We start from the raw sequence: 25,124 nt of genomic DNA on the forward strand, positions 1-25,124 counted from the left end.
TGGACGGGCCCGGCGGACCCCTTGCGGGACGGTCGGTCAGACCGCCACGGTCGAGCGGACGGCCTCGACGGAGTCGGCGATGATCTCCAGGCCGCGGCTCAGCTCGGCCTCGGTCACGGTGAGCGGCGGCAGCAGCTTGACGACCTCGCCCTCCGGACCGGACGTCTCCATCAGCAGCCCGCGCTTGAACGCCTCGCCGCAGACCTGCGGGGCCGTCTCGGGGTCCTTCATGACCAGGCCCCAGGCCAGGCCGCGGCCGCGCACCCCGTCGACGGCGCCGGCGTGCGACAGCGCGATCTCCTCCAGGGCGGTCTGGACCTGCTGGCCCTTGGCGAGGGTCTGCTTCTCCATGCCCTGGCCGGTCCAGTAGTCCTCCAGGGCGCCGACGGCGGTGACGAACGCGGGGTTGAAGCCGCGGAACGTCCCGTTGTGCTCGCCGGGCTCCCAGACGTCCAGCTCGCGCCGCATCAGCGTCACCGCGAACGGCAGCCCGTAGCCGCTGAGCGACTTGGACAGGCAGACGATGTCCGGGGTGATCCCGGCCTCCTCGAAGGAGAAGAACGGGCCGGTGCGGCCGCAGCCCATCTGCACGTCGTCGACGATCAGGAGGATCTCGTGCCGGCGGCACAGGTCCTGCAGGCCGCGCAGCCACTCGGCGGTGGCGACGTTGATGCCGCCCTCGCCCTGCACCGTCTCGACGATGACCGCGGCGGGCTTGTCGAGGCCGCTGCCGCTGTCGTCCAGCATCGTGTCGAACAGCAGGAAGTCGGGCGTGCGGCCGTCGAGGTAGTTGTCGTAGGGCATCGCGACGCCGTGGCCGAGCGGCACGCCGGCGCCGGTGCGCTTCATCGAGTTGCCGGTGACCGCCAGCGCGCCCAGCGTCATGCCGTGGAAGGCGTTGGTGAAGCTGACGACCGTCTCGCGGCCGGTGTACTTGCGGGCGAGCTTGAGGGCGGCCTCGACCGAGTTGTTGCCCGCCGGGCCGGGGAACTGGACCTTGTAGTCCAGGCCCCGCGGGGACAGCACGTACTCGTTGAAGCGTTCCAGGAACTCCCGCTTGGCCGAGGTGTACATGTCCAGGCTGTGGACGATCGCGTCGCTCGCCAGGTAGTCGATCAGGCGGCGTTTCAGCTGCGGGTTGTTGTGCCCGTAGTTGAGGGTCCCGGCGCCGGCGAAGAAATCGAGGTAGGTGCGGCCGTTCTCGTCCGTCATGTGGCTGCCCTGGGCGCTGGTGAACACCGTGGGCCAGCTCCTGCAGTAGCCGCGGACTTCCGATTCCATGCGGGCGAAAGTGTCCATGATCTGCCTCCGGCAGGTTGGGATGGAGTGAGCAGCGGGATGTCGAAGCGTGCGTCAGTCGGCTGCGGTGAACGGGCCGATCCGGAAGAGCACCTCGGGCTCGTGTCCCCCGTCGGGGAAGTGCTCCGCGCCGAACAGCGGGGTGCGGACGAGTTCGCATCCCCGGGCCCGCGCGAACGACTCGAACATCGCGGTCGACGCGGCGTTGTCCGGGGTGACGGTGGCCTCCATGTACCGGTGGCCGCGGTCGGCGAGGCGGTCGGCGAGGTCGTCGAGCATGCGGCGGGCCAGGCCCTGCCCGCGGTGGTCGCGGTCGACGGCGACCTGCCAGACGAAGAACGTGTCGGCGCTGGACGGGCGGGTGTACCCGGTGATGAAGCCGCAGGCCGCGCCGCCGTCGCGGGCGACGACGGAGGTGTCGGCGAAGTCGCGGCACCAGAGCGTGTAGCTGTACGGCGAGTTGACGTCCAGGACCTTGGAGTCCCGGGCGAGCCGCCACATCTCGGGGCCGTCGGTAAGGCTGGGCTCCTGGAGTCGCACGTCCTCGTTCGTCTCGTTCGCGTCCGGGCGTCGGGTCGGTCTTTCCAGGGATTGCGCTGCCATGTCCAGGCAACTTAGCGAATCTCGCCCCGTGATCGCAGAGGAATGTTATCTGCGAGATGTTTAGCCAGGCCGCGCAGTGGGTATGGTGATACGCTTATCAATTTCCGAGGAAATTAAGTCGGTGCGGCGGCACCGCTGAGGCGCCATTCCCTGCGATACGCAGGAGGTACTGTCGACTGCGCGCCGGGAAGCGTCGATCGCCTTCCTGAACGGAAGCTTAATGTCCTGTCATCGCTTGCAGAGGCATTTTGTGTATCGGTTGTGTGAGGTAAGTCACATAGATTTAACGTCAACGGCACAGGTGCGGTGGGCGTCACGTCGGCCGGGCCCGGGAGGGGCTCTCATCACGCCTGGTGGGGCGGGTGGGAGCGGTGGCGCCGGCGCGGGATCTGGGAGGGGCTCCGGCTGTCCCGCAAGCCCCCGAAGGGCTTACCTCGGCGTCAGGGTGAACGCACCGACAGGTAAGGCGATCGCAGGTTTCGGACGATCCGGACGCCCGTCACGGGGGGTTTCGGACGCTGTCGGGCGATCCTGTTCCGGACCGGCTGGAACGACGTTCGGTGGTGGACCGTAAACGGAGGGGGCGGCGGCGCGCCCCCGGGCGAGGGGAATCGGAACGGGGAGAAGGGGACGGGCCTCGGCGGTCCGACGCCCGTCCGGTGGAGCGGCTCAGCGGGTGCGGGCGAACCTGTCGGTCGCCTCGATCAGGCGGTGGAGGATTCCCGGCTCACTGTAGGCGTGCCCGGCGTCGTCCACGATGTGGAAGTCCGCCTCCGGCCACGCGCGGTGCAGGTCCCACGCCGTCGCGGCGGGCGTGCACACGTCGTAGCGGCCCTGCACGATGACCGCCGGGATGTGCCGGATCTTGTCGACGTCCCGGATCAGCTGGTCTTCCTCGAAGAACCCTCCGTTGACGAAGTAGTGGTTCTCGATCCGGGCGAAGGCCACCGCGTAGTCGGGCTCGCCGAAGCCGTCCGCCAGCTTCGCGTCGGGGCGCAGCGTGAGCGTCGACCCCTCCCAGGTCGACCAGGCGCGGGCGGCCGCCACGCGCACGTCGCGGTCGGGGGAGTTGAGCCGCTCGTGGAACGCGGAGACGAGGTCCTCGCGCTCGTCCTCCGGGATCGGCTCGATGTACCGCTCCCACAGATCGGGGAAGATCAGCGACGCGCCCTCCTGGTAGAACCAGTACAGCTCGAACGGCCGCAGCGTGAAGATGCCGCGCAGCACCAGCTCGGTGACGCGGTCCGCGTGCGTCTGCGCGTACGCCAGCGCCAGCGCGCTGCCCCAGCTCCCGCCGAAGACGAGCCACCGGTCGATCCCCAGGTGCTCGCGGAGCCGCTCCATGTCGGCGACGAGGTGCCAGGTGGTGTTCGCCTCCAGCGACACCTCCGGGTCCTTGGCGTGCGGCTCGCTCCGGCCGCAGTTGCGCTGGTCGAACAGCACGATCCGGTACGCCTCGGGATCGAACTGCCGGCGGTGCGCGGGGCTGCACCCGCCGCCCGGGCCGCCGTGCAGCATGACGGCGGGCTTGCCGTCCGGGTTGCCGCAGACCTCCCAGTAGACGCGGTTGCCGTCACCCACGTCGAGCAGCCCGGAGTCGTACGGCTCGATCGGCGGGTACAGGGTGCGAAGCTCCATGGGCCGGATTCTCGCACCCGCGCGCGCCCGCGCGTGCGTCCGACCCCGAAACTCCTCGCGCGCTCGGTCCGTCCTGGGCGGTGGGGGCGGCGTCCGGTGCCGTGGTGCGTGCGTCCGCGCGGCGGCCACCCGGCGGGGACGTCCGGTGCGCAGGAGGTTTCGGGCTCGGTGTGTGCGTTCGTCCGGTCTCCGTGGAACGTTCCGAGGTGGCGTTCGGGTGTGAGTCATGGCACCGTCCGGGGAAGCCCCCACGGACCCGCGCGGGACCGTGATAGGGGGTTGATCAGGCGCGCTGCGTGCGTGAACACCGGACCGGGACCGCTAAAGCAAACCCCAAACTGGGCAAACGTTTCGCCGGTCCGGACTAGAGTGCCTTCCGTGAGCGAAGCGACGAGCCTGCGGGCGAGGAGTGAAGCGAGCACCATGTCCACGGGCGGCCCCGCGCACACGACGTGCACACCAGCCCCGCGAACGCGGCCCAGCGCCGCCAGTCGAGGAGAGCAGTGAGCGAGCTGAACGGATCGGGTGGTTCGCGCGGAGTCCCGGACCCGGGCTCCCCCTGGCCCGCGATGGGCCGCGACCCGTCGCGCGGGTCGGACGTCTCCGTGCCTGCCGCCCAGCAGCCGATCCAGATGACCAAGTCGGACCCGCCCGGCGACACCGCCCGGCCGGAGCCCGAGCAGCCCGAGGCGCAGCCCTGGGACATCGTCGAGCGGCTCCGCCAGATGGCCGACCTGATCGGCGACGCCCTCGCCGCCGGCGAGCGCAAGGTCTCCGAGGCGCAGAACGACGCCGCCTCGCAGGTCTCGGCCCTGCAGGCGGAGAAGGAGTCGGCGCAGCGGGACGCGGCGGCGGCGTGGGGCGAGGTGCAGCGCGCGCGGGGGCAGGCCGAGGAGGCCGACCGCCGCGCCGTCGAGGCCGAGCGCCGCATCACCGAGGCGCAGAGCGAGGCCGCCTCGCAGGTCTCGGCCGTCCAGGCGGAGAAGGAGTCGGCGCAGCGGGACGCGGCGGCGGCGTGGGGCGAGGTGCAGCGCGCGCGGGGGCAGGCCGAGGAGGCCGACCGCCGCGCCGTCGAGGCCGAGCGGAAGATCGCCGAGGCGGAGCGCCGCGCCACCGAGGTCCAGAACGAGGCGGTCACCCAGATCGCGGCCCTCCAGACGGAGAAGGAGGCCGCCCAGCGCGACGCGGCCGCCGCCTGGAACCAGGCCCAGCAGGGACGCGTCCAGGCCGACCAGGCGCGCGGACAGGCCGAGCAGGCCCGCATCCAGGCCGACCAGGCGCGCGCGCAGGCCGAGCAGGCCCGTACCCAGATGGAGCAGGCGCAGGGCCAGGCGGCCCAGGCGCGGGCCCAGGTCGAGCAGGCCGAACACCGCGTCGCCGAAGCTGAGGCGACCGTCCGGCAGGCCATCCAGCAGCGCGACGCCATGAGCGAGGCCCGCGACGACTCCCTGCGCGCCGTGGAGGACGCCGTCGCCGGCCGCCGCGCGGCCGAGACCGAGCGCGACCGCGCCGCCGAGCAGGCCGCCGAGCTTTCCCGGGCGCTGGAGACCGCGCACGCCGAGCTGACCGCGCTGCGCGCGAAGGTGTCCGACGCGGAGATGACCGCGCAGAACCTGCAGCACGCCGTGGTCGCCGCCGGCAAGGAGGCCGACGAGACGCGCCGCCGCGCCGACGCCGCCGAGCGCCGCGCGCAGGAGAACGACCGGCGCGCCCAGGACGCCGAGCGGCGCGCGCAGGAGTCCGAACGGCGCGCCACCGACGCGCAGCGCCGCGCCGAGGCCGCCGAGGCCGAGCGGCAGCAGGCCCTCGACACCGCCGCCCAGTCGCTGGAGGCGGGCAAGAAGGCCGAGCGCGAGCGCGACGTCGCCGCCAAGGCCCGCGAGGACGCCGAGCGGGCCCGCGAGGCGGCCGTCCAGGCCCAGGCGCGCGCCGAGTCCGAGCTCACCCTCGCCCGCGGCCGCGCCGACCAGGCCGGTCGGGAACGGGACAAGGCGGTGGCCGGAATGCGCCAGATGGCCGCCGAGCGCGACGCCGTGGCCGAGAAGCTCGCCGAGCGCGACCAGTGGGTCGACCAGCTGGCGCAGGCGGTCACCGAGCAGCGCGCCGCGATCGCCGAGCTGTCCCAGGAGCGCGACGCCGCCAAGAACGCCGCCGACCAGGCGCGCTCGCTGATCGACGAGCTGACCCGCCAGCTCCGCACGATCATGCCGACCGCGGCCACGCCCCGCCTCTAGGGGACGGACGGGCAGCAGACGGACGAACGGGACGGCGCGACCGCGCCGTCCCGTTCGCCGTTCCGGCCCCCGGCAGCCTCGCGACCGGCCCACGACGGCCTCCGAGGCCACCGCCGCCACCGCCGCCACCCGGGCCCGCCCCCGGCGTGTGCGACGGAGCCCGCTGCTCGGGGCGCCGCGCGGCGTGCCGCCAGCTCACCGGCCCGCCGTGCCGCGCGGCGGGACGGCCTGCGGCGGGACGGCGGCGGCGGGCTCGCGGGCGGTCGGTTCGGCCCCTGACCAGGAGCGGGGCGCCACCGGACGTTCGACCTCCGGACGCCTCACCGGTGCGCGGCTGTTATCCTGGTGGCCCGTGGACAGTGAGCCTTCTCCAGGCTCCAAGCGGTACCGTCCGCATCGCAACGACCACGGGAGCGCCTTCTTGCCTTCGGCAGCCACTGGTAGAACTCGTCCTACCAAGCATCTCTTCGTCACCGGCGGTGTCGCCTCCAGCCTCGGCAAGGGTCTGACGGCGTCCAGCCTGGGCCGGCTACTCACCCTCCGCGGCCTGCGGGTCACCATGCAGAAGCTCGACCCCTACCTCAACGTCGACCCCGGCACGATGAACCCCTTCCAGCACGGCGAGGTCTTCGTCACCGACGACGGCGCCGAGACCGACCTGGACATCGGGCACTACGAGCGCTTCCTGGACACCGACCTCCACGGCTCCGCGAACGTCACCACCGGCCAGGTGTACTCGAACGTCATCGCCAAGGAGCGGCGCGGGGAGTACCTCGGCGACACCGTGCAGGTCATCCCGCACATCACCAACGAGATCAAGGACCGCATCCGCGGCATGGCGGACGGCTCCGACGGCGCCGAGGTCGACGTCGTGATCACCGAGGTCGGCGGGACGGTCGGCGACATCGAGTCGCAGCCGTTCCTGGAGGCCGTCCGGCAGATCCGGCACGAGATCGGCCGCGAGAACTGCTTCTTCCTGCACGTCTCGCTGCTGCCGTACATCGGCCCGTCCGGCGAGCTGAAGACCAAGCCCACGCAGCACTCGGTGGCCGCGCTGCGCTCCATCGGCATCCAGCCCGACGCGATCGTGTGCCGCTCCGACCGGCCGATCACCGACGGGCTCAAGCACAAGATCAGCATGATGTGCGACGTCGACCGCGACGCGGTCGTCTCCGCCGTCGACGCCGCCAGCATCTACGACATCCCGAAGGTGCTGCACGCCGAGGGGCTCGACGCCTACGTCGTCCGCCGCCTCGACCTGCCGTTCCGGGACGTCGACTGGGGCGCGTGGGACGAGCTGCTGCGGCGCGTCCATCGGCCCGCGCACGACGTCACCATCGCCCTCGTCGGCAAGTACATCGACCTGCCCGACGCGTACCTGTCGGTCACCGAGGCGCTCCGGCACGGCGGGTTCGGCAACGACGCCAAGGTCCGCATCCGCTGGGTCAAGAGCGACGACTGCGAGACGCCCGAGGGCGCCAAGCGCGAGCTGGACGGCGTGGACGGCGTGCTGATCCCCGGCGGGTTCGGCGTCCGCGGCATCGAGGGCAAGCTCGGCGCCGTCCGGCACGCCCGCGAGAACGGCGTCCCGCTGCTCGGCATCTGCCTCGGCCTCCAGTGCATGGTGATCGAGGCGGCCCGCAACCTCGCCGGGATCCCCGGCGCGGGCAGCGCCGAGTTCGACGCGACCACCGCCGACCCGGTGGTCGCGACCATGGCCGACCAGCTCGACGTCGTCGCCGGGGAGCGCGACATGGGCGGCACCATGCGGCTCGGCCTCTACCCCGCCGACCTCGCCGAGGACTCGATCGTCCGCGAGCTGTACGGCGAGTCGAAGATCTCCGAGCGGCACCGGCACCGGTACGAGGTGAACAACCTCTACCGCGACCGGCTGGAGGACGCCGGGCTGCGGTTCAGCGGCCTGTCGCCGGACGGCCGGCTCGTCGAGTACGCCGAGCTGCCCCGCGACCGGCACCCGTTCTTCGTCGGGACGCAGGCGCACCCGGAGTTCCGCTCCCGGCCGACCCGCCCGCACCCGCTGTTCACCGGCCTGGTCGCCGCCGCGATCGACTACGCCGGGGAGCACGGCCGAGGCCGGGCGCCCGGCGCCGTGACCGCGTCGTGAGCGGCCTCGGCCCGGACGACGTCCGCGACCGCCCGGAGCGCTGGCGCGTCGTGGAGGAGACCACGGCGTTCAAGGGGCACGTGTTCAACGTCCGGCGCGACCGGGTGGAGATGCCGCGCGGCGACGGCAGCGAGGTCGTCGGGCGGGACGTGATCGAGCATCTCGGGTCCGTCGGCGTGATCGCGCTGGACGACCGCGACCGCGTCCTGCTCGTCCGCCAGTACCGGCACCCGGTCGGGCGGCTGCTGTGGGAGGCGCCCGCCGGGCTGCGGGACGTGGCGGGGGAGCCCCTGCACGAGCTCGCGCGGCGCGAGCTGCTGGAGGAGGCCGGGTACCGGGCGGAGCGCTGGGACACCCTCGTCGACGTGTACCCCTCGTCCGGCATGTCGGACGAGCGGGTCCGCATCTTCCTCGCCCGGGACGTCGCCGAGGTCCCCGCCGACCAGATCGACTTCGAGCGGATCCACGAGGAGGCCGACATGCCCGCCGTGTGGGTGCCGCTCGACGAGGCCGTCCGGAAGGTCCTCGCCGGCGACGTGCACAACATGATCGCCACGGTCGGGATCCTCGCCGCGCACGCCGCCCGCGCCGCCGGGTTCGCCGGGCTGCGGCCGGTCGACGCGCCCGAGGACTGAGGCCGATCAGCGCCCCCTCGCGCCGCGCGAGGGGGCATGATGGGCGGGTCCCCGATCGGCCGCCACCGCCGGAAGAGGTGCCGCACTGTCTCCGCGCACGACCCGCCGCAGCACCGGACGCCCCCCGGCCGGCCCCGCCCCCGGCAACGCGGCGCCCCGCGAACCGGACGGCCCCGCCCGCGACTCCGCGGCAGCGCCGGAGCCGCCGCTGGCCGCGGCCGTCGACACCTACCTGGGGCACCTGGCGGTCGAGCGCGGGCTGGCCGCCAACACGCTCAGCGCCTACCGCCGCGACCTCGGCCGGTACCTGCGGGTGATGCTGCTGCGGGGCCGCACCGCCGTCGACCAGGTCACCGAGCACGACGTCCGCGGCTTCCTGCTCGTCCTGCGCGAGGGCGACCCCGACCATCCGCCGCTGTCGGCGGGTTCGGCGGCGCGCGCGCTCGTCGCCGTCCGCGGCCTGCACCGGTTCGCGCTGCGCGAGGGCCTCGCCCCCGACGACCCCGCCCACGGCGTCAAACCGCCGACGCCGCCGCGCCGGCTCCCGAAGGCGATCTCCGTGCGGGACGTCGAGCGCCTGCTCGCCGCCGCGTCCGCGGCGTCCGGCGGGTCCGCCGCGGACGGCCGCGCCGCCCGCGGCCTGCGGGACCGCGCCCTGCTGGAGCTGCTGTACGGGTCGGGCGCCCGGATCTCCGAGGCCGTCGGGCTGGACGTCGACGACCTCGACCTCGCCGAGGGCGTCGCCCGCGTCGCCGGCAAGGGCGGCAAGGACCGCGTCGTCCCCGTCGGCGACTACGCCGTCCGCGCCGTCGACGCCTACCTCGTGCGGGCCCGCCCCGAGCTGGCGGGGGCGGGGCGGGGCGGCCCCGCGCTGTTCCTGAACGCGCGCGGCGGGCGGCTGTCGCGGCAGGGCGCGTGGATGGTGCTGCGCGCCGCCGCCGAGCGGGCCGGACTGTCGGACGTCTCGCCGCACACCCTCCGGCACTCGTTCGCCACCCACCTGCTGGACGGCGGGGCGGACGTGCGCGTCGTCCAGGAGTTGCTCGGGCATGCGTCGGTGACCACCACCCAGGTCTACACTCTCGTCACGGTGCAGCTCCTGCGCGAGGTGTACGCCACCTCGCACCCCCGTGCGAGGAGCGCCTGACCGGCCGCCTTACCGGACGGAAACCAGCGGTGATGCGGCACCGACAAATACCGACGTACGGCGCGCGTCGCCTTGTGAGGGCATGGTAGGGGGCCATAGAGTCCCCGTTCTGGACGGCATTTCCGGCCGCCGGGGAGGGATCTGGTGACCAGCACGAACGGTGCGGACGGGCTGTCCTCCGCCACCATAGAGACCGATCCGAGTCGGGCCCTCGGCCCGACTCAGCGACCCGTGCCCGAATTCCCGGAACCTGAGATCCCGGCCGAGCACGGGCCCGCGCGCATCGTCGCCATCTGCAACCAGAAGGGCGGCGTCGGCAAGACCACGACGACCATAAACCTGGGCGCCGCGCTCGCCGAGTACGGCCGCCGCGTCCTCCTCGTGGACTTCGACCCGCAGGGCGCCCTGTCGGTGGGCCTGGGCAAGGGGGACCCGCGCCAGCTCGACGTGACGATCCACAACCTGCTGCTCGAGGCCGACACCGAGTGGGAGGACGTGGTCATCGAGACCAGCGTCGACGGCATGGACCTCCTGCCGAGCAACATCGACCTGTCGGGGGCGGAGGTGCAGCTCGTCCACGAGGTCGGGCGCGAGTACATCCTGCAGCAGGCGCTGAAGTCGGCCGTGCCGCACTACGACTACATCCTGATCGACTGCCAGCCGTCGCTCGGCCTGCTCACGGTCAACGCGCTGGCGGCCAGCGAGGGCGTGCTGATCCCGCTGGAGTGCGAGTACTTCGCGATGCGCGGCGTCGCGCTGCTGATGGAGACGATCGAGAAGGTGCAGGGCCGGATCAACCCGTCCCTGGTCATCGACGGCGTGCTCGGCACCATGTACGACTCGCGCACGCTGCACACCCGCGAGGTGCTCGGCCGGATCGTCGAGGCGTTCGGCGAGAAGGTGTTCCACACGGTCATCAACCGGACCGTGCGGTTCCCCGACGCGACCGTCGCCGGCGAGCCGATCACCTTCTTCGACCCCAACTCGATGGGGGCGAACGCCTACCGCGCGCTGGCGCGCGAAGTCCTCGCCAAGTGGGCGGCCTAGCCCGGCCGGACCGACGGGACGACAAGTGAATCAGTACGGGGCGCAGCCCGTGCCGGCGTCGCCGCCCGAACCGGGCGGCGGACCGCCGAGGAAGGCCGTCGCCATCGTGGCGGCCTCGGTCGCCGTGGCGGTCGTCCTGGCGGCCGCCGGGGCGTTCCTGGCGATCCGGTTCGCCGGCACGCAGCACCGCGGGGCCGGGCCGGCCCCGCGAGGCCCCGTGGAACTGCGGATGCCGCTCGAGTTCACGCAGGTCGCCGACGAGCGGCAGGGGCGGCCGTGCCCGTCCGGTTACCTGCCCGAGGGCACCGCCGACGCCTGCCTCCAGTTGGAGTCCGGCGGCTTCCAGGTGGCGCGCGTCGACGCGATCGAAGCCGCCCGGCCGGAGCACTCGATGACGTGGGGCGTGGAGCTTACGCTCACCGGGGACGACGCCGAGGCGTTCGCGCGGCTGACCGAGCGGGCCGCGGCGGCGCGGGCCGGGACGCCCGGCCAGCGGATCGCCGTCGTGGTCGGCGGCGAGATCATCTCGGCGCCGGTGGTGATGCAGCCCATCACCGGCGGCGAAGTCCTGATCAGCGGCGACTTCACCCGGACGCAGGTCGACGACCTCATCGAGCGCATCACCGGCGGCTGACCCCTCGCCGGTCCGCCCGCCCCGGCCCCGAACGTGCCCGCGCACCCGCCGCGGCATGGGACGATGTGGCCGGTGGACGGCGTGGCGGAACGGGGGGAGAAGCGGGTGGGCTCCGCTACGGTGAGCGACGTGGAGGAGACGCCCCCGGACCCGACGCCCCCGGACGCGCCGCGGCCGGGGCCCGAGGCCGGTGCGGAGAGCGCGGGGGAGACCGCCGAGGAAGGCGGGTTCCACGTCCACCTGGACAACTTCGACGGGCCGTTCGACCTGCTGCTCGGGCTGATCTCCAAGCACAAGCTGGACATCACCGAGGTGTCCCTGCACAAGGTCACCGACGACTTCATCGCGCACATCCGGTCCCACGGCAAGGACTGGGACCTCGACCAGGCCAGCCACTTCCTGCTGGTCGCCGCGACCCTCCTGGACCTCAAGGCCGCGCGGCTGCTGCCGTCCGGCGAGGTCGACGACGAGGAGGACCTCGCGCTGCTGGAGGCCCGCGACCTGCTGTTCGCGCGGCTCCTGCAGTACCGCGCGTACAAGGAGGTCGCGGGGGTCTTCGCGGCGCGGATCACCGAGCACGGCCGCCGCTACCCGCGGCTCGTCCCGATGGAGCCGCGGTTCGCGAACCTGCTGCCCGAGGTGCTGCTCGGCCTCGGACCGGACGAGTTCGCGCGGCTCGCCGCGCGGGCGATGACGCCCAAGGCGCCGCCTTCGGTGTCCGTCGAGCACATGTACCAGCCGAAGGCGAGCGTCAAGGAGCAGGCGGAGATCGTCGTGGCGATGCTGCGGCGGCTGCGCAACACGACGTTCCGGGTCCTGGCGGCCGACGCCGGCGGCACCTACGAGGTCGTCGCGCGGTTCCTGGCGCTGCTCGAGCTGTACCGGGAGCAGGCCGTCGCGTTCCGCCAGGACGAGCCGCTCGGCGAGCTGCACGTCGCCTGGACCGGCACCGACGACGGCGACGTCGCGGTCGGCGACGACTACGAGGGCGCCCCGAAAACCGCCGAGGACGCGGAGCGCGCCGAGCACGCGGAGCGCGCCGAACACGCGGAAGGCGCCGAGCACACCGAGCACACCGAGCACACCGAGCACACCGAGCACACCGAGCACACCGAGCACACCGAGCACACCGAAGACGCGGCGGGCTCCGCGGACCCGGTGGGCCCGGCGGACGCCCGCGACGACGACGAGGGGGGACGATGACCCAGGAACCGATCACCGCCGAGCCCGGCGGCCCGCTCGACGCCCCGGACGGCCCGACCCTGCACGCCGCGATCGAGGCGATCCTGCTGGTCGTCGACGAGCCCGTCGCCGAGATCACGCTCGCGCAGCTGCTGGAGCGGCCCCGCCCGCAGATCGCGGCGGCCGTCCGGGAGCTGGCCGCGGAATACACCGCGCAGGGCCGGGGGTTCGACCTCAGGGAGGTCGCCGGCGGCTGGCGGTTCTACACCCGGGACGTGTGCGCCCCGGTCGTGGAGCGCTTCGTGACGGACGGGCGGCAGGCGCGGCTCACCCAGGCCGCGCTGGAGACCCTCGCCGTCGTGGCGTACCGGCAGCCGGTGAGCCGCGCGCGCGTGTCGGCGATCCGCGGCGTCAACAGCGACGGCGTCATGCGGACGCTGGCGCTGCGCGGCCTCATCGAGGACGCCGGCCAGGACCCGCGGTCGCAGGCGCACCTCTACCGCACCACCGGGTACTTCCTGGAGCGGCTGGGGCTGCGCGATCTCGACGAGCTGCCCGAGCTCGCCCCCTACCTGCCCGACGACCTGCCCGACGAGATGGTCGACGAATGACCGAGGCGGTCGGACACCGACCGACCGTACGAAGACCGACCGGATGATCGAGGAAACGTGAGCGAGAACGAAGGCGTGCGGTTGCAGAAGGTCCTGGCCGAGGCCGGGATCGGCAGCCGTCGCCACTGCGAGGAGCTGATCGGCGAGGGCCGCGTCACCGTGAACGGCAAGAAGGTGTTCCGGTTCGGCGAGCGCGTCGACCCGGACCGCGCCGTCATCCACGTGGACGGCCGGCGGGTCGAGACCCGCTCCGAGATGCGGTACTACATGATCAACAAGCCGCGCGGCGTGGTCAGCACGATGTCGGACGAGCGGGGCCGCAAGTCCCTCGCCGACTACGTGGAGGTGCCCGAGCGGCTGTTCCACGTCGGCCGGCTCGACACCGACACCGAGGGGCTGATCCTCCTCACCAACGACGGGGAGCTGTCGCACCGGCTGACCCACCCCAGCTACGGCGTGTTCAAGACCTACCTCGCCGAGATCCACGGCCCGATCCCGCGCGACCTCGGGCGGCGGCTGAAGGCCGGGGTGACGCTGGAGGACGGGCCCGCGAAGGCCGACAAGTTCCGGATCTTCGACCAGGTGGGCCGCCGGGTGCTCGTGGAGATCACCCTGCACGAGGGGCGCAAGCACATCGTGCGGCGGCTGCTGAAGGAGGTCGGTTTCCCGGTGCAGCAGCTGGCCCGCGTAGAGTTCGGGCCCATCAAGCTGGGGCAGCTGAAGCCGGGCGGGATGCGCGCGCTGACCGTCCGGGAGGTCGGCGAGCTGTACAAGGCCGTCGGGCTGTAGCCGCGGGCGGACGACGAGGAGGGGAGTGCAGGTGGCGGTACGCGCGGTCCGCGGGGCGACGCAGATCGACGCCGACGACCGGGACCAGATCCTGGAGGCGACGGCGGAACTGGTGGCCGAGGTGATGAGCCGCAACGCGCTCAGCACCGACGACGTCATCAGCGTGATCTTCACCGTGACGCCGGACATCACGGCGGAGTTCCCGGCGCTCGCCGCGCGCAAGCTCGGGTTCCACGAGGTGCCGCTGCTGTGCGCGACGGAGATCGGCGTCCCGCACGCCCTGCCGCTGGTGATCCGGCTGATGGCGCACATCGAGACGGACCGGCCGCGTTCGGACGTCCAGCACGTGTACCTGCGGGGGGCGACCGCCCTCCGGCTCGACATCGCGCAGTGACGCGGAGCGACGCGCACCGGCGCGCAACAGGCGGGACATCGCAGTGAAGAGGGTGGCGGCGTGAAAGACGAACTGGGGGACCTGCGGATCGCCGTGGTCGGCACGGGCCTGATCGGCACCTCGATCGCCCTGGCCGCCCGGGAGCGGGGCGCGGAGGTGCTGCTGACCGACCGGGACGCGGCGGCGCTGGAGCTGGCCGTCGAGCTCGGCGCGGGGCGGGCGCTGCCGGACGGCGCCCTGGACGGCCCCGCCGACCTGGCCGTCCTCGCCGTGCCGCCCGCCGCGGTCGCGGTGACGCTGCTGGACGCGCAGAAGCGCGGGCTCGCGTCCGTCTACACCGACGTGGCGAGCGTGAAGGCGCTGCCGCTGGCGCAGGCGGCGGAGCTGGGCTGCGACATGTCGGTGTTCGTGCCCGGCCATCCCCTCGCGGGCAGCGAGCGGTCCGGGCCGGGCGCGGCCCGCGCGGACCTGTTCCTCGGCCGCCCGTGGGCGCTGACCCCCGGACCGGAGGCCGGCCCGGACGCGGTGGCGCGGGTCACCGCGCTGGTGCGGGCCTGCGGCGGGATGCCCGTCACGGTGGACGCGGCCGAGCACGACCGGGCGGTCGCGCTGGTGTCGCACGGCCCGCACGTGGTGTCGGCGGCGGTCGCGGCCCGGCTGACCGGCGCCGACGACACGGCGCTGGGCCTGGCGGGCCAGGGCGTCCGGGACGTCACCCGGATCGCCGCCGGGGACCCGAAGCTGTGGATCGGCATCCTCGCCGCGAACGCGCAGCCGGTCGCGGACGTCCTGGAGGGCGTGGCGACCGACCTCGCGGTGGCCGCGTCGCTGCTGCGGGACGGCAGCGAGGGCGCCGCGGCGCACGTCGCCGACCTGCTGCTGCGCGGCAACGCGGGCCGGTCCCGCATCCCGGGCAAGCACGGCGGCGACCAGTCCGCGTACACGTCCGTCCAGGTGGTGATCCCGGACCGTCCGGGCGAGCTGGCGATGGTGTTCCAGGCGGCGGGGATCGCCGGGGTCAACATCGAGGACGTGACGATCGAGCATTCGCCGGGCCGCCCGGTGGGCGTCCTGGAGCTGTCGGTGGCCCCCGAGGCGGCCGACCGGCTCGCCGACGAGCTGCGCGCCCGCGGCTGGTCGGTGCCGGGCCGGCCCACCGGGGGCTGAGCGGCCCCCGGCACGGCGCCGGGGGTGGCCGCGGCCCGGTAGCCTGATGCGCCGGGGCTCGTACGGGGGACGCGCACGCCGCGCTGCGGCGGGACGAGCGCCGCCCGTTCGCCCGACGGCCGCGCCGTGGGGCGCTCCGACGAACAGAGAAAGGGAGCGATCGTGCCGCTCGTCATCGCCATGGACGGACCCTCCGGGTCGGGCAAGTCGAGCGCCTCCAAGGGCGTCGCCCGCGCGCTGGGCCTGCGCTACCTGGACACCGGCGCCATGTACCGCGCCATGACCTGGTGGATGCTGCGGGCCGGGGTGCCGGTGGAGGACGCGGGCGCCGTCGCGGCCCGCGCGCTGGAGCCGGCGATCGAGGCGGGCACCGACCCGGACGCCCCGGCGATCGCGGTGGACGGCGAGGACGTGTCCGGGCCGATCCGCACCCGCGAGGTGACCAACGCGGTCAGCGCGGTCAGCTCCGTTCCGGCGGTCCGCACCCGGCTGGTCGACCTGCAGCGCGAGATCATCGGTGTCGGCGGCATCGTGGTGGAGGGCCGCGACATCGGCACGGTGGTCGCGCCGGACGCCGCGGTGAAGGTGTTCCTGACCGCGAGCGAGGAGGCCAGGGCGCAGCGCCGGGCGAAGGAACTGGCGGCCGACCCGGGCGCGTCGGTTCAGGTCACGCAGGCCGAGCAGGCCCGCCGGGACCGGATCGACTCCACCCGGAAGGCGTCGCCGCTGACGAAGGCGGCCGACGCGCACGAGATCGACTCGACCGAGCTGGGGCTCGACGAGGTCATCGAGGCGGTCGTCCGCCTCGCCAAAGAGCGGGAGTGAGCGGGCCGTACGGCGCCCGCCGGGGAAGCACAGTGAGCGAATACGAGATCGAGACGGTCGACATGGAGACGGTCGACGTCGGCGCCGAAGTCGGCGCGGACGAGGGGCCGGCGCCGGTGGTGGCGGTCGTCGGCCGCCCGAACGTCGGCAAGTCCACGCTGGTCAACCGGATCCTGGGGCGCCGCGAGGCCGTCGTCGAGGACGTCCCGGGCGTCACCCGGGACCGCGTCGCCTACGACGCGACGTGGAGCGGGCGGCGGTTCACCGTCGTCGACACCGGCGGCTGGCTGCCGGACTCGTCCGGGCTGGCCGCGGCGATCGCCGAGCAGGCCCGGCTGGCGGTCGACCTCGCCGACGTCGTGATGTTCGTGGTCGACGCGACCGTGGGCGCCACCGACGTCGACGAGGCCGTGGTGGAGATCCTGCGGCGCGCGGGCAAGCCGGTGGTGCTGGTCGCGAACAAGGTCGACGACGCGGGCACCGAGGCGGACGCGGCGCTGCTGTGGTCGCTCGGCATCGGCGAGCCGCATCCGGTCAGCGCGCTGCACGGGCGCGGCAGCGGCGACCTCCTGGACGCGGTGCTGGAGGCGCTGCCCGAGGAGCCGCCGGCCGAGACGTTCGCGGAGGCGGGCGGCCCGCGCCGGGTGGCGCTGCTGGGACGTCCGAACGTCGGCAAGTCGAGCCTGCTGAACAAGCTCGCGGGGGAGAACCGCGCGGTCGTCGACGCGGTCGCCGGGACGACCCGCGACCCGGTCGACGAGCTGATCGAGCTGGGCGGCCGGGAGTGGCGGTTCATCGACACCGCCGGGATCCGGCGGCGGCACCGGGAGAACCAGGGCGCCGACTTCTACGCGACGCTGCGGACGCAGTCGGCGCTGGAGCGGGCCGAGGTCGCGGTCGTCCTCGTCGACGCGGGGGAGCCGCTCGCCGAGCAGGACCTGCGGATCATCTCGATGGTGGTCGAGTCGGGCCGCGCGCTGGTCATCGCCTACAACAAGTGGGACCTGCTGGACGAGGAGCGCCGCCACTACCTGGAGCGCGAGATCGACCGGCAGCTCCACAACGCCCGGTGGGCGCCGCGGGTGAACATCTCCGCGAAGACCGGACGGCACGTGGAGAAGCTCGTCCCCGGGATCGACGCGGCCCTCGAGGGCTGGGGCACCCGGGTGCCGACGTCGAAGCTGAACCAGTTCTTCGCCGACCTGGTGAACTCGCATCCGCACCCGGTGCGGGGCGGGAAGCAGCCGAAGGTGCTGTTCGCGACGCAGGCGGGCGTGCGTCCGCCGAGGTTCGTGCTGTTCACGTCCGGGTTCCTCGAGGAGGGGTACCGGCGGTTCATCGAGCGCCGGCTGCGCGAGGAGTTCGGCTTCGAGGGCACCCCGCTGGACGTCACGATGAAGATCCGCGAGAAGCGCGGGAAGGGCCGCAAGTAGCCCCGACCGCGAGCACGGCCCGTCCGGGGACCTTCCCCGGGCGGGCCGCGGCGTGTCAGGATGCAATCAGCGGGCGCGAGTAAGTTGTCCATTACTCGAGGGGTGCTTAGGTGAAGCTGCTGTTGTTCCTGTCCTGTGCCGTCGTGTGCGTCGCGCTGAGCTTCGCCTGGCGGGAACCGTGGATCGGCGGCGTCGGCCTGCTGTTCGGGTTCCTGGCCATGTTCACCGACCGCGACGACGTCCAGGTGGACGACGAGAAGCGCAGCTACGAGACGACGAAGGCCGTCCGCAACATGCGCCACGGCAACCGCTAGCAGGGGTCCGCCCCGCGCTCGGCGCCGTCCGGCGGCCGCCGGACGGATCAGACCGCCCGGGAGCGCAGCTCGGGGTGGTCGCGGTCGATGTGCCAGCTGACGATCCGGGTCGGGCGGATGCGGATCAGGTCGTCGCTGAAGAAGCCCTCGCCGATGTGCATCGTGCCCTTGACCGGCTCGGCGGCGCCGCGGATCTCGACGCCGCGGCCCCAGCCGGGCTTGACCGCGTCGGGGTCGTCGGCCGCGGCCACGTCGTCGACGAGGAACGACACGTGCGGGACGGCCTGCACGTTGCGGTACTTGCGGCTGTTCGCGTTGTCGGGGCCGCCGATGTCGATGGTGCCGTCGTCGTTCAGCCGGAAGCCGACCGGCCGCGTCTGCGGGGCGCCGTCGGGGCCGATCGTGGACAGGCGCCCGAGGCTCTGCGCGGCGAGGTAGGCGCGTTCGGCGGCGGTGAAGGGATCGGTGATGGTGTCCATGGCACGACGGTAGAACCTCAAGTTCGGTCGAGGTCAAGCCCCGGTTGCATGTGCCAGACCCGACCCGCGACCGGGTTGGCAATCTCCGTACTTTCGGCCGGATGCGTCTCGAATCTGCGAGACGCTAAGGTTGCCGCGTGACGACATTCGGGATCGGCGAGGCGGCGGCGCTGCTGGGCGTGAGCGCGGACACCGTGCGGCGGTGGGTGGACGGCGGGCGGCTCCCGGCCGCGCGGGACGAGCACGGGCGCCGCCGGGTCCCCGGGCCCGACCTGGCGGCGTTCGTCCGGGAGCAGGCGCGCGGCGGCCTCGGGGAGCACGGCGAGCGCTCCTCCTCGGCGCGCAACCGCCTGCGCGGGATCGTCACCGAGGTGGTCCGCGACGGCGTCATGGCGCAGGTGGAGATCCAGGCCGGTCCGTTCCGGGTGGTGTCGCTGATGAGCCGTGAGGCGGCGGACGAGCTGGGCCTCGCGCCGGGCGTGGTCGCGGAGGCCGTCGTGAAGTCCACCAACGTCGTCGTCGAGCTGCCCGACGCGGGCTGAGGGGGAGAGGTGTTCCAGCGCACGGCGGCCGCCGCCCTGCTCGCCCTGCTCGCCTCGGTCCCCGCGCTCGTCGGATGCGGCGCGGTGGACGGCGCCTCAGGTGAGGGCGGCGGACGGACGCTGACGGTCTTCGCGGCGGCGTCGCTCACCGAGGCGTTCACCGAACTGGGGGAGGAGTTCGAGGAGTCCCACCCCGGGACGGAGGTCCGCTTCGGCTTCGCCGGGAGTTCGACGCTCGCCCAGCAGATCACCCAGGGCGCGCCCGCGGACGTGTTCGCCTCCGCCAGCCCCGCGACCATGAGGACGGTGACGGACGCCGGGGACGCGGCCGGCGACCCGCGCGTGTTCACCACGAACCGGCTCGTCATCGCCGTCCCCCAGGACGGCCCCCGCCGCGTCCGGACGGTCGGGGACCTGGCGCGCGACGGGCTCCGGGTCGTCCTGTGCGCCGAGCAGGTGCCGTGCGGCGCGGCGTCGCGCACCGCGCTGGACGCGGCCGGGGTGGCGGTCGCGCCCGTGTCCCTGGAGAAGGACGTCAAGGCCGTGCTGACCAAGGTGCGGCTCGGGGAGGCCGACGCGGGACTCGTCTACCGCACCGACGCGAGGGCCGCCGGCGGGGACGTCGCGGCCATCGAGTTCGCGGCGGCGGCCGAGGCCGTCAACGACTATCCGATCGTCCGGGTCGCGCACGCGCCGCAGCCGGGGCTCGCGCGGGAGTTCATCGACCTCGTGACGGGGCCGCGCGGCGGGGCCGTGCTCGGCCGGGCCGGTTTCCAGGCCCCGTGAGCGCACCGGACACCGCGCGCGACACCGCGCGCGACACCGTCCCGGGCCGCCCGCCGCTGGTCCTGGTGCTGCCCGCGCTCGCGGGGCTCGCGTTCCTCGTGCTGCCGCTCGCCGGGCTGCTCGTCCGCGCGCCGTGGTCGACGCTCGGCACCCGGCTCGCGCGGCCGGAGGTCCTGGACGCGCTGCGGCTCTCGCTGGTCACCGCGACGGCCGCGACCGTGCTGTGCGTGCTGTTCGGCGTCCCGCTGGCGTGGACGCTCGCGCGCGTCCCGTTCCCCGGCGTCCGGCTCGTCCGGGCGCTGGTCACGGTGCCGCTGGTGCTGCCGCCGGTGGTCGGCGGCGTCGCGCTGCTGCTGGCCGCCGGACGGCGGGGGATCGTCGGCGGCCCGCTGGAGTCGCTGGGGATCACGCTGCCGTTCACCACGGCCGGCGTGGTGCTCGCGCAGACGTTCGTCGCCATGCCGTTCCTCGTGATCAGCGTCGAGGGGGCGCTGCGCGCCGCCGACCTGCGCTACGAGGAGGCCGCCGCGACCCTCGGCGCCACCCGCTGGACGGCGTTCCGCCGCGTGACCCTGCCGCTCGCCGCGCCGGGCGTCGCGGCGGGGGCGGTCCTGTGCTGGGCACGCGCGCTCGGCGAGTTCGGCGCGACGATCACGTTCGCGGGGAACTTCCCGGGCGAGACCCAGACGATGCCGCTGGCCGTCTACCTCGCGCTGGAGACCGACCCGCAGGCCGCGATCGTCCTCAGCCTGGTGATGCTCGCGGTGTCGGTCGTGGTGCTGGCCGCCCTCCGCGACCGCTGGACGGGCGCGTCATGACCGGCGGGACGGACGAGGGGAAGGGCGCGGGGGCGGGCCTGGACGCGCGGGTGGTCGTGCGGCGCGGCGGGTTCGTCCTCGACCTGCCGCTCGCGGCCGGGCCCGGCGAGGTCGTGGCGCTGCTCGGGCCGAACGGCGCGGGGAAGAGCACGGCCCTGCGGGCCCTCGCCGGGCTCGTCGCGACGTCCGGCGGGCACGTGCGGCTGGACGGCGCCGACCTGCGCCCGCTGCCGCCCGAGCGCCGCCGCGTCGGCATGGTGTTCCAGGACTACCTGCTCTTCCCGCACCTCAGCGCCCTCGACAACGTCGCGTTCGGGCCGCGCTGCGGGGGCGCCCGGCGCCGCGAGGCGCGGCGGACCGCCGCCGAGTGGCTGGAGCGCGTGGGCCTCGGCGCGTACGCGTCGGCCAGGCCGCGCGAGCTGTCCGGCGGCCAGGCGCAGCGGGTCGCGCTCGCCCGCGCGCTGGCCGTCCGGCCGGGCCTGCTCCTGCTCGACGAGCCGCTCGCCGCGCTGGACGCCCACACCCGGATGGAGATCCGGGCGGCGCTGCGCCGCCACCTCGCCGGGTTCGAGGGCGCGGCGGTGCTCGTCACCCACGATCCGCTGGACGCGATGGTCCTGGCCGACCGCATCGTCGTGGTCGAGGGCGGGCGGCCCGTGCAGGAGGGCGAGCCGGCCGACGTCGCGCGCCGCCCCCGCACCGACTACGTCGCCCGCCTCGTGGGGCTGAACCTCTACCGGGGGACGGCCGAGGGCGGCCGCGTCGTGCTGGGTGACGGTTCTCACACTCTGGACACTGTGGAGTCACTCACCGGTCAGGTGTTCGTGGCCTTCGCGCCATCGGCCGTGGCCCTGTACCGGACGCGCCCGGACGGCAGCCCCCGCAACCTCTGGCAGGCCCGTGTGGGAACGATCGAACGGCACGGGGACCGGGTGCGGGTGCGGCTCGCGGGCGATGCCTTTACGGCCCTCGCGGACGTCACCGCGGCGGCGGTCGCGGAGCTCCAATTGTCGGAAGGCAGCCCGATATGGGCGGCCGTCAAGGCCACCGAGACGCACGTTTACCCAGCTTGAGGGCGGTTATGTCCTGGTTTGGGATGAGACGTCCGGGCCGCCCGTAGTCTGGTGATATCAATCACAAAAGGGGTCGGGAAGGCCCAAAAACCGACGGGATTGGTCCAGACCAAATGGCAAAAACCGAGGGTCTTGTTCATCATGCAAAGATCCTGCGAACAGCTGAAGGAGTAGCCCGTGTCCATCCAGGTCCCCGGCCTCGACCAGGCCCCTACCGGTCACACCGAACTGATTGACTGGGTACGCGGGATCGCCGAGCTGACGAAGCCCGACCGCGTCGAGTGGTGCGACGGCTCGGACGACGAGTGGGAGCGGCTCACCGGCCTGCTCGTCGAGCAGGGCACGCTCACGCGGCTCGACCCGGCGAAACGACCCAACAGCTTCTACGCCGCCTCCGACCCCACCGACGTGGCCCGCGTGGAGGACCGGACGTTCATCTGCTCCGAGAAGGAGGAGGACGCCGGTCCCACGAACAACTGGATCGCCCCCGGCGAGATGCGCGAGACCCTGAGCGGGCTCTTCGACGGCTGCATGAAGGGCCGCACCATGTACGTGGTGCCGTTCTGCATGGGCCCGCTGGGCGGCGAGATCTCCCAGCTCGGCGTCGAGATCACCGACTCCGCCTACGTCGCGGTGTCGATGCGGATCATGACCCGGATGGGCGCGGGCGCGCTGCGGCTGATCGAGGAGCGCGGCTCGTTCGTCAAGGCCGTCCACTCCGTCGGTGCCCCGCTCGAGCCCGGCCAGCAGGACGTGAAGTGGCCCTGCAACTCCACGAAGTACATCACGCACTTCCCCGAGACCCGTGAGATCTGGTCGTTCGGGTCCGGGTACGGCGGCAACGCCCTGCTCGGCAAGAAGTGCTACGCGCTGCGGATCGCCTCCACGATGGCCCGCGACGAGGGCTGGATGGCCGAGCACATGCTCGTCCTCAAGCTGACCCCGCCGGACGGCGAGACCCGCTACGTCGCCGCCGCGTTCCCGTCCGCCTGCGGCAAGACCAACCTCGCCATGCTGGAGCCGACGATCCCCGGCTGGAAGGTCGAGACGATCGGCGACGACATCGCCTGGATGCGGTTCGGCGACGACGGCCGCCTCTACGCGATCAACCCCGAGGCCGGCTTCTTCGGCGTCGCGCCCGGCACCGGCGAGAGCACCAACGCCAACGCCGTGAAGACGCTGTGGGGCAACAGCATCTTCACCAACGTCGCCCTCACCGACGACGGCGACGTGTGGTGGGAGGGCCTCACCGACGAGCCCCCGGCGCACCTCACCGACTGGAAGGGCAACGACTGGACGCCCGGGTCGGAGACGCCCGCCGCGCACCCGAACGCCCGCTTCACCACCCCCGCCGGGCAGTGCCCGATCATCGCGCCCGAGTGGGAGGACCCGAAGGGCGTGCCGATCTCGGCGATCCTGTTCGGCGGCCGCCGCGCCACCGCCGTCCCGCTGGTCACCGAGTCGTTCGACTGGCAGCAGGGCGTGTTCCTCGGCGCCAACGTGGCGTCGGAGAAGACCGCCGCCGCCGAGGGCAAGGTCGGCGAGCTGCGCCGCGACCCGTTCGCGATGCTGCCGTTCTGCGGCTACAACATGGGCGACTACTTCGGCCACTGGCTCGACATCGGCAAGGCCACCGACCCCGAGAAGCTGCCCCGGATCTACTACGTCAACTGGTTCCGCAAGGACGCCGACGGCAAGTTCATCTGGCCCGGCTTCGGTGAGAACAGCCGCGTCCTGAAGTGGATCGTCGAGCGCCTCAACGGCAAGGCCGACGCGGTCAAGTCCCCGATCGGGCACCTGCCGACCAAGGACTCGCTGGACACCGAGGGCCTCGACATCGACGACGCCGCCCTCGAGACCCTCCTGTCGGTCGACACCGAGGTGTGGAAGGAGGAGGCCGCGCTCGTCGTGCCGCACTTCGAGACGTTCGGCGACCACACCCCGAAGGCCCTGTGGGACGAGTACCACAGCCTGGTGCGCCGCCTGGAGCACTGACCCGCGCGGGCCTCCCGCACGGCCCCCGCACGGCACCACGCGCCCGCCGCCCGGCACGTCCGGGCGGCGGGCGCCGCCGTCGCGGGCGCTTGCCCCGTACTCCCGCGGGAACGGACGGGGTGACCGTTCCCCGACTCCGGGAGGCAGGCGTGTTCGACCTCATGACCCGCCACTGGTGGGTGCTGGCGCTGCGCGGCGCGTTCGCCGTCCTGTTCGGCATCGTCGCGTGGGTGTGGCCCGGCATCACCGTCTGGGCCCTGGTGCTCCTCTTCGGCGCGTACGCCCTCGTCGACGGCGCGGCGGCGGTCGCGCACGCGATCCGCGGGACGACCGGCGGCGCGTCCCGCGGCTGGCTCGGCGTCTCCGGCGCGGCCGGGATCGTCCTCGGCGTGCTCGCCCTAGTGTGGCCCGCCGCCACCGCGCTCGTCCTGCTGTGGCTCATCGGGATCTGGGCGATCGCCACCGGCGTGTTCGAGATCGTCGCCGCGGTCGCGCTGCGCCGGGAGCTGCGCGGCGAATGGCTCTACGCGCTGACCGGCGCGATCTCCGTCGTCTTCGGCGTCCTCCTGCTGGCGTGGCCGGTGAGCGGCGCGCTCGCGCTCGTCTGGCTGATCGGGCTGGCGTCGATCCTGTTCGGCGCGGCGATGATCGGCGCCGCGTTCCGGCTCCGCAGGCTCGGCGAGGACGCGCGGCGCGGCCGGCGCCCGTACGGCGAGCCGTCCCCGCGCCCGCACTAGCCGCCCCGGATCGGCCGCACCACCGGGCATCCGGATCGGGCGTCTAGGATGCGGAGCATGACGCGGCTGGAATTCCGGGTGCAGGAACTGACCGTCGGCCAGCTCGCCGAGCGCAGCGGCGTGGCCGTCTCCGCCCTGCACTTCTACGAGTCCAAGGGGCTGATCAGCAGCCGCCGGACGGCCGGGAACCAGCGCCGGTTCAGCCGCGACACGCTCCGCCGGGTGTCCTTCATCAAGGTGTCCCAGCGGGTCGGCATCCCGCTCGCCGAGATCCGCGAGGCGCTCGCCACCCTCCCCGAGGAGCGCACCCCGACCGTCGACGACTGGGCGCGGCTGTCGCAGCACTGGCGCGGCACCCTCGACGACCGCATCGCCCAGCTCGAGAAGCTCCGCGACGACCTCACCGACTGCATCGGCTGCGGCTGCCTCTCGATCAGCAAGTGCGCGCTCGCGAACCCCTACGACCGCCTCGGCGACGAGGGCCCCGGCCCCCGCCGCCTGCTGACCGGCACCGCCGCCGCGGCCCGTCCCGGGGAGCCCGCCCGGACCGGCGCCCGCCCGGCCCGCGACGAGGACGGCTGCGCCCCCGTCTGCGCGCCCCCCGAGTGACGCCCGCC

25 protein-coding genes and 1 pseudogene are annotated in these 25,124 nt (G+C 73.5%); 21 read left to right on the forward strand and 5 right to left on the reverse strand.

Going from position 1 to position 25,124, the window contains the following annotated elements; all coding sequences use genetic code 11:
• Positions 1 to 36: 36 nt before the first annotated feature.
• From ectB to pip, 3 genes are all read right to left on the reverse strand, one after another.
• Positions 37 to 1,299, reverse strand: a complete 1,263-nt coding sequence (ectB, locus tag H505_RS0136545) for a diaminobutyrate--2-oxoglutarate transaminase (protein ID WP_026405914.1) — start codon at positions 1,297 to 1,299, stop codon at positions 37 to 39.
• A 54-nt stretch (positions 1,300 to 1,353) separates the two neighbouring features.
• The gene (gene ectA / locus H505_RS0136550) at positions 1,354 to 1,902 is read right to left on the reverse strand and encodes a diaminobutyrate acetyltransferase (protein ID WP_084551198.1); all 549 of its coding nucleotides are present in this window, start codon (positions 1,900 to 1,902) and stop codon (positions 1,354 to 1,356) included.
• 669 nt (positions 1,903 to 2,571) lie between these two features.
• The gene (gene pip / locus H505_RS0136555) at positions 2,572 to 3,540 is read right to left on the reverse strand and encodes a prolyl aminopeptidase (protein ID WP_026405916.1); all 969 of its coding nucleotides are present in this window, start codon (positions 3,538 to 3,540) and stop codon (positions 2,572 to 2,574) included.
• A 503-nt stretch (positions 3,541 to 4,043) separates the two neighbouring features.
• On the opposite strand from pip, the gene H505_RS0136560 reads away from it, so the two are divergent.
• Positions 4,044 to 5,774: a coiled-coil domain-containing protein gene (locus tag H505_RS0136560; protein WP_157433257.1), complete on the forward strand. Its 1,731-nt coding sequence runs from the start codon at positions 4,044 to 4,046 to the stop codon at positions 5,772 to 5,774.
• Between the two features lie 195 nt (positions 5,775 to 5,969).
• On the opposite strand, the gene H505_RS52600 is transcribed toward H505_RS0136560, so the two are convergent.
• Positions 5,970 to 6,098: a hypothetical protein gene (locus H505_RS52600; RefSeq protein WP_281173513.1), complete on the reverse strand. Its 129-nt coding sequence runs from the start codon at positions 6,096 to 6,098 to the stop codon at positions 5,970 to 5,972.
• A gap of 97 nt (positions 6,099 to 6,195) precedes the next feature.
• On the opposite strand from H505_RS52600, the gene H505_RS46675 reads away from it, so the two are divergent.
• The 13 genes and pseudogenes from H505_RS46675 to H505_RS0136625 all read left to right on the forward strand — a co-directional run bounded on the left by H505_RS46675 (position 6,196) and on the right by H505_RS0136625 (position 18,077).
• Entirely contained in the window at positions 6,196 to 7,899 is a 1,704-nt protein-coding gene (locus H505_RS46675) for a CTP synthase (RefSeq protein ID WP_034521394.1), read from the forward strand.
• Positions 7,896 to 8,534, forward strand: coding sequence for an NUDIX domain-containing protein (locus tag H505_RS0136570; RefSeq protein WP_026405918.1), 639 nt, complete (start codon positions 7,896 to 7,898; stop codon positions 8,532 to 8,534). Before H505_RS46675 ends, H505_RS0136570 begins: the two co-directional genes overlap by 4 nt.
• A gap of 208 nt (positions 8,535 to 8,742) precedes the next feature.
• The gene (locus H505_RS0136575) at positions 8,743 to 9,681 is read left to right on the forward strand and encodes a site-specific tyrosine recombinase XerD (RefSeq protein ID WP_026405919.1); all 939 of its coding nucleotides are present in this window, start codon (positions 8,743 to 8,745) and stop codon (positions 9,679 to 9,681) included.
• Positions 9,682 to 9,867: 186 nt separating this feature from the next.
• On the forward strand, positions 9,868 to 10,728 hold the full coding sequence (locus H505_RS0136580) for a ParA family protein (RefSeq protein WP_425248285.1): 861 nt from the start codon (positions 9,868 to 9,870) through the stop codon (positions 10,726 to 10,728).
• Between the two features lie 25 nt (positions 10,729 to 10,753).
• Entirely contained in the window at positions 10,754 to 11,362 is a 609-nt protein-coding gene (locus tag H505_RS0136585) for a SecDF P1 head subdomain-containing protein (protein ID WP_157433258.1), read from the forward strand.
• A gap of 240 nt (positions 11,363 to 11,602) precedes the next feature.
• A pseudogene (locus H505_RS46680) lies at positions 11,603 to 12,379 on the forward strand (segregation and condensation protein A); the annotation flags it as partial.
• A 182-nt stretch (positions 12,380 to 12,561) separates the two neighbouring features.
• Complete coding sequence (scpB, locus tag H505_RS0136595) at positions 12,562 to 13,155, forward strand: SMC-Scp complex subunit ScpB (RefSeq protein WP_026405922.1); 594 nt, start codon at positions 12,562 to 12,564, stop codon at positions 13,153 to 13,155.
• 57 nt (positions 13,156 to 13,212) lie between these two features.
• Entirely contained in the window at positions 13,213 to 13,944 is a 732-nt protein-coding gene (locus H505_RS0136600; protein ID WP_026405923.1) for a pseudouridine synthase, read from the forward strand.
• Positions 13,945 to 13,975: 31 nt separating this feature from the next.
• Positions 13,976 to 14,338, forward strand: a complete 363-nt coding sequence (gene aroH, locus H505_RS0136605) for a chorismate mutase (RefSeq protein WP_026405924.1) — start codon at positions 13,976 to 13,978, stop codon at positions 14,336 to 14,338.
• 60 nt (positions 14,339 to 14,398) lie between these two features.
• A complete protein-coding gene (locus tag H505_RS0136610; protein ID WP_026405925.1) occupies positions 14,399 to 15,505 on the forward strand; it encodes a prephenate dehydrogenase in 1,107 nt (368 codons plus the stop codon).
• A gap of 162 nt (positions 15,506 to 15,667) precedes the next feature.
• Positions 15,668 to 16,330 carry a (d)CMP kinase gene (cmk, locus tag H505_RS0136615; RefSeq protein WP_026405926.1) on the forward strand — a complete coding sequence of 221 codons (663 nt, stop codon included), beginning with the start codon at positions 15,668 to 15,670 and terminating at the stop codon, positions 16,328 to 16,330.
• A 32-nt stretch (positions 16,331 to 16,362) separates the two neighbouring features.
• Positions 16,363 to 17,763 carry a ribosome biogenesis GTPase Der gene (der, locus tag H505_RS0136620; RefSeq protein WP_026405927.1) on the forward strand — a complete coding sequence of 467 codons (1,401 nt, stop codon included), beginning with the start codon at positions 16,363 to 16,365 and terminating at the stop codon, positions 17,761 to 17,763.
• 110 nt (positions 17,764 to 17,873) lie between these two features.
• On the forward strand, positions 17,874 to 18,077 hold the full coding sequence (locus H505_RS0136625; RefSeq protein ID WP_026405928.1) for a hypothetical protein: 204 nt from the start codon (positions 17,874 to 17,876) through the stop codon (positions 18,075 to 18,077).
• Positions 18,078 to 18,124: 47 nt separating this feature from the next.
• On the opposite strand, the gene H505_RS0136630 is transcribed toward H505_RS0136625, so the two are convergent.
• Entirely contained in the window at positions 18,125 to 18,556 is a 432-nt protein-coding gene (locus tag H505_RS0136630) for a PPOX class F420-dependent oxidoreductase (protein ID WP_026405929.1), read from the reverse strand.
• 137 nt (positions 18,557 to 18,693) lie between these two features.
• Here H505_RS0136630 and H505_RS0136635 point away from each other — a divergent pair, with 137 nt between their 5' ends.
• The 7 genes from H505_RS0136635 to soxR all read left to right on the forward strand — a co-directional run bounded on the left by H505_RS0136635 (position 18,694) and on the right by soxR (position 25,116).
• Positions 18,694 to 19,098 carry a TOBE domain-containing protein gene (locus H505_RS0136635; RefSeq protein ID WP_026405930.1) on the forward strand — a complete coding sequence of 135 codons (405 nt, stop codon included), beginning with the start codon at positions 18,694 to 18,696 and terminating at the stop codon, positions 19,096 to 19,098.
• A gap of 9 nt (positions 19,099 to 19,107) precedes the next feature.
• Positions 19,108 to 19,884, forward strand: coding sequence for a molybdate ABC transporter substrate-binding protein (gene modA / locus H505_RS0136640; protein WP_051301547.1), 777 nt, complete (start codon positions 19,108 to 19,110; stop codon positions 19,882 to 19,884).
• Complete coding sequence (locus H505_RS46685; RefSeq protein ID WP_051301548.1) at positions 19,881 to 20,702, forward strand: ABC transporter permease; 822 nt, start codon at positions 19,881 to 19,883, stop codon at positions 20,700 to 20,702. Before modA ends, H505_RS46685 begins: the two co-directional genes overlap by 4 nt.
• Positions 20,699 to 21,775, forward strand: coding sequence for an ABC transporter ATP-binding protein (locus H505_RS0136650; RefSeq protein WP_051301549.1), 1,077 nt, complete (start codon positions 20,699 to 20,701; stop codon positions 21,773 to 21,775). Before H505_RS46685 ends, H505_RS0136650 begins: the two co-directional genes overlap by 4 nt.
• 177 nt (positions 21,776 to 21,952) lie before the next feature.
• The gene (locus tag H505_RS0136655) at positions 21,953 to 23,770 is read left to right on the forward strand and encodes a phosphoenolpyruvate carboxykinase (GTP) (protein ID WP_026405933.1); all 1,818 of its coding nucleotides are present in this window, start codon (positions 21,953 to 21,955) and stop codon (positions 23,768 to 23,770) included.
• A gap of 149 nt (positions 23,771 to 23,919) precedes the next feature.
• On the forward strand, positions 23,920 to 24,507 hold the full coding sequence (locus tag H505_RS46690) for an HdeD family acid-resistance protein (protein ID WP_125620205.1): 588 nt from the start codon (positions 23,920 to 23,922) through the stop codon (positions 24,505 to 24,507).
• A 48-nt stretch (positions 24,508 to 24,555) separates the two neighbouring features.
• A complete protein-coding gene (gene soxR, locus H505_RS46695) occupies positions 24,556 to 25,116 on the forward strand; it encodes a redox-sensitive transcriptional activator SoxR (RefSeq protein WP_425248281.1) in 561 nt (186 codons plus the stop codon).
• Positions 25,117 to 25,124: the final 8 nt, after the last annotated feature.

It is taken from the genome of Actinomadura rifamycini DSM 43936 (assembly GCF_000425065.1).
In the GTDB taxonomy this organism is placed as follows: Bacteria; Actinomycetota; Actinomycetes; order Streptosporangiales; family Streptosporangiaceae; genus Spirillospora; species Spirillospora rifamycini.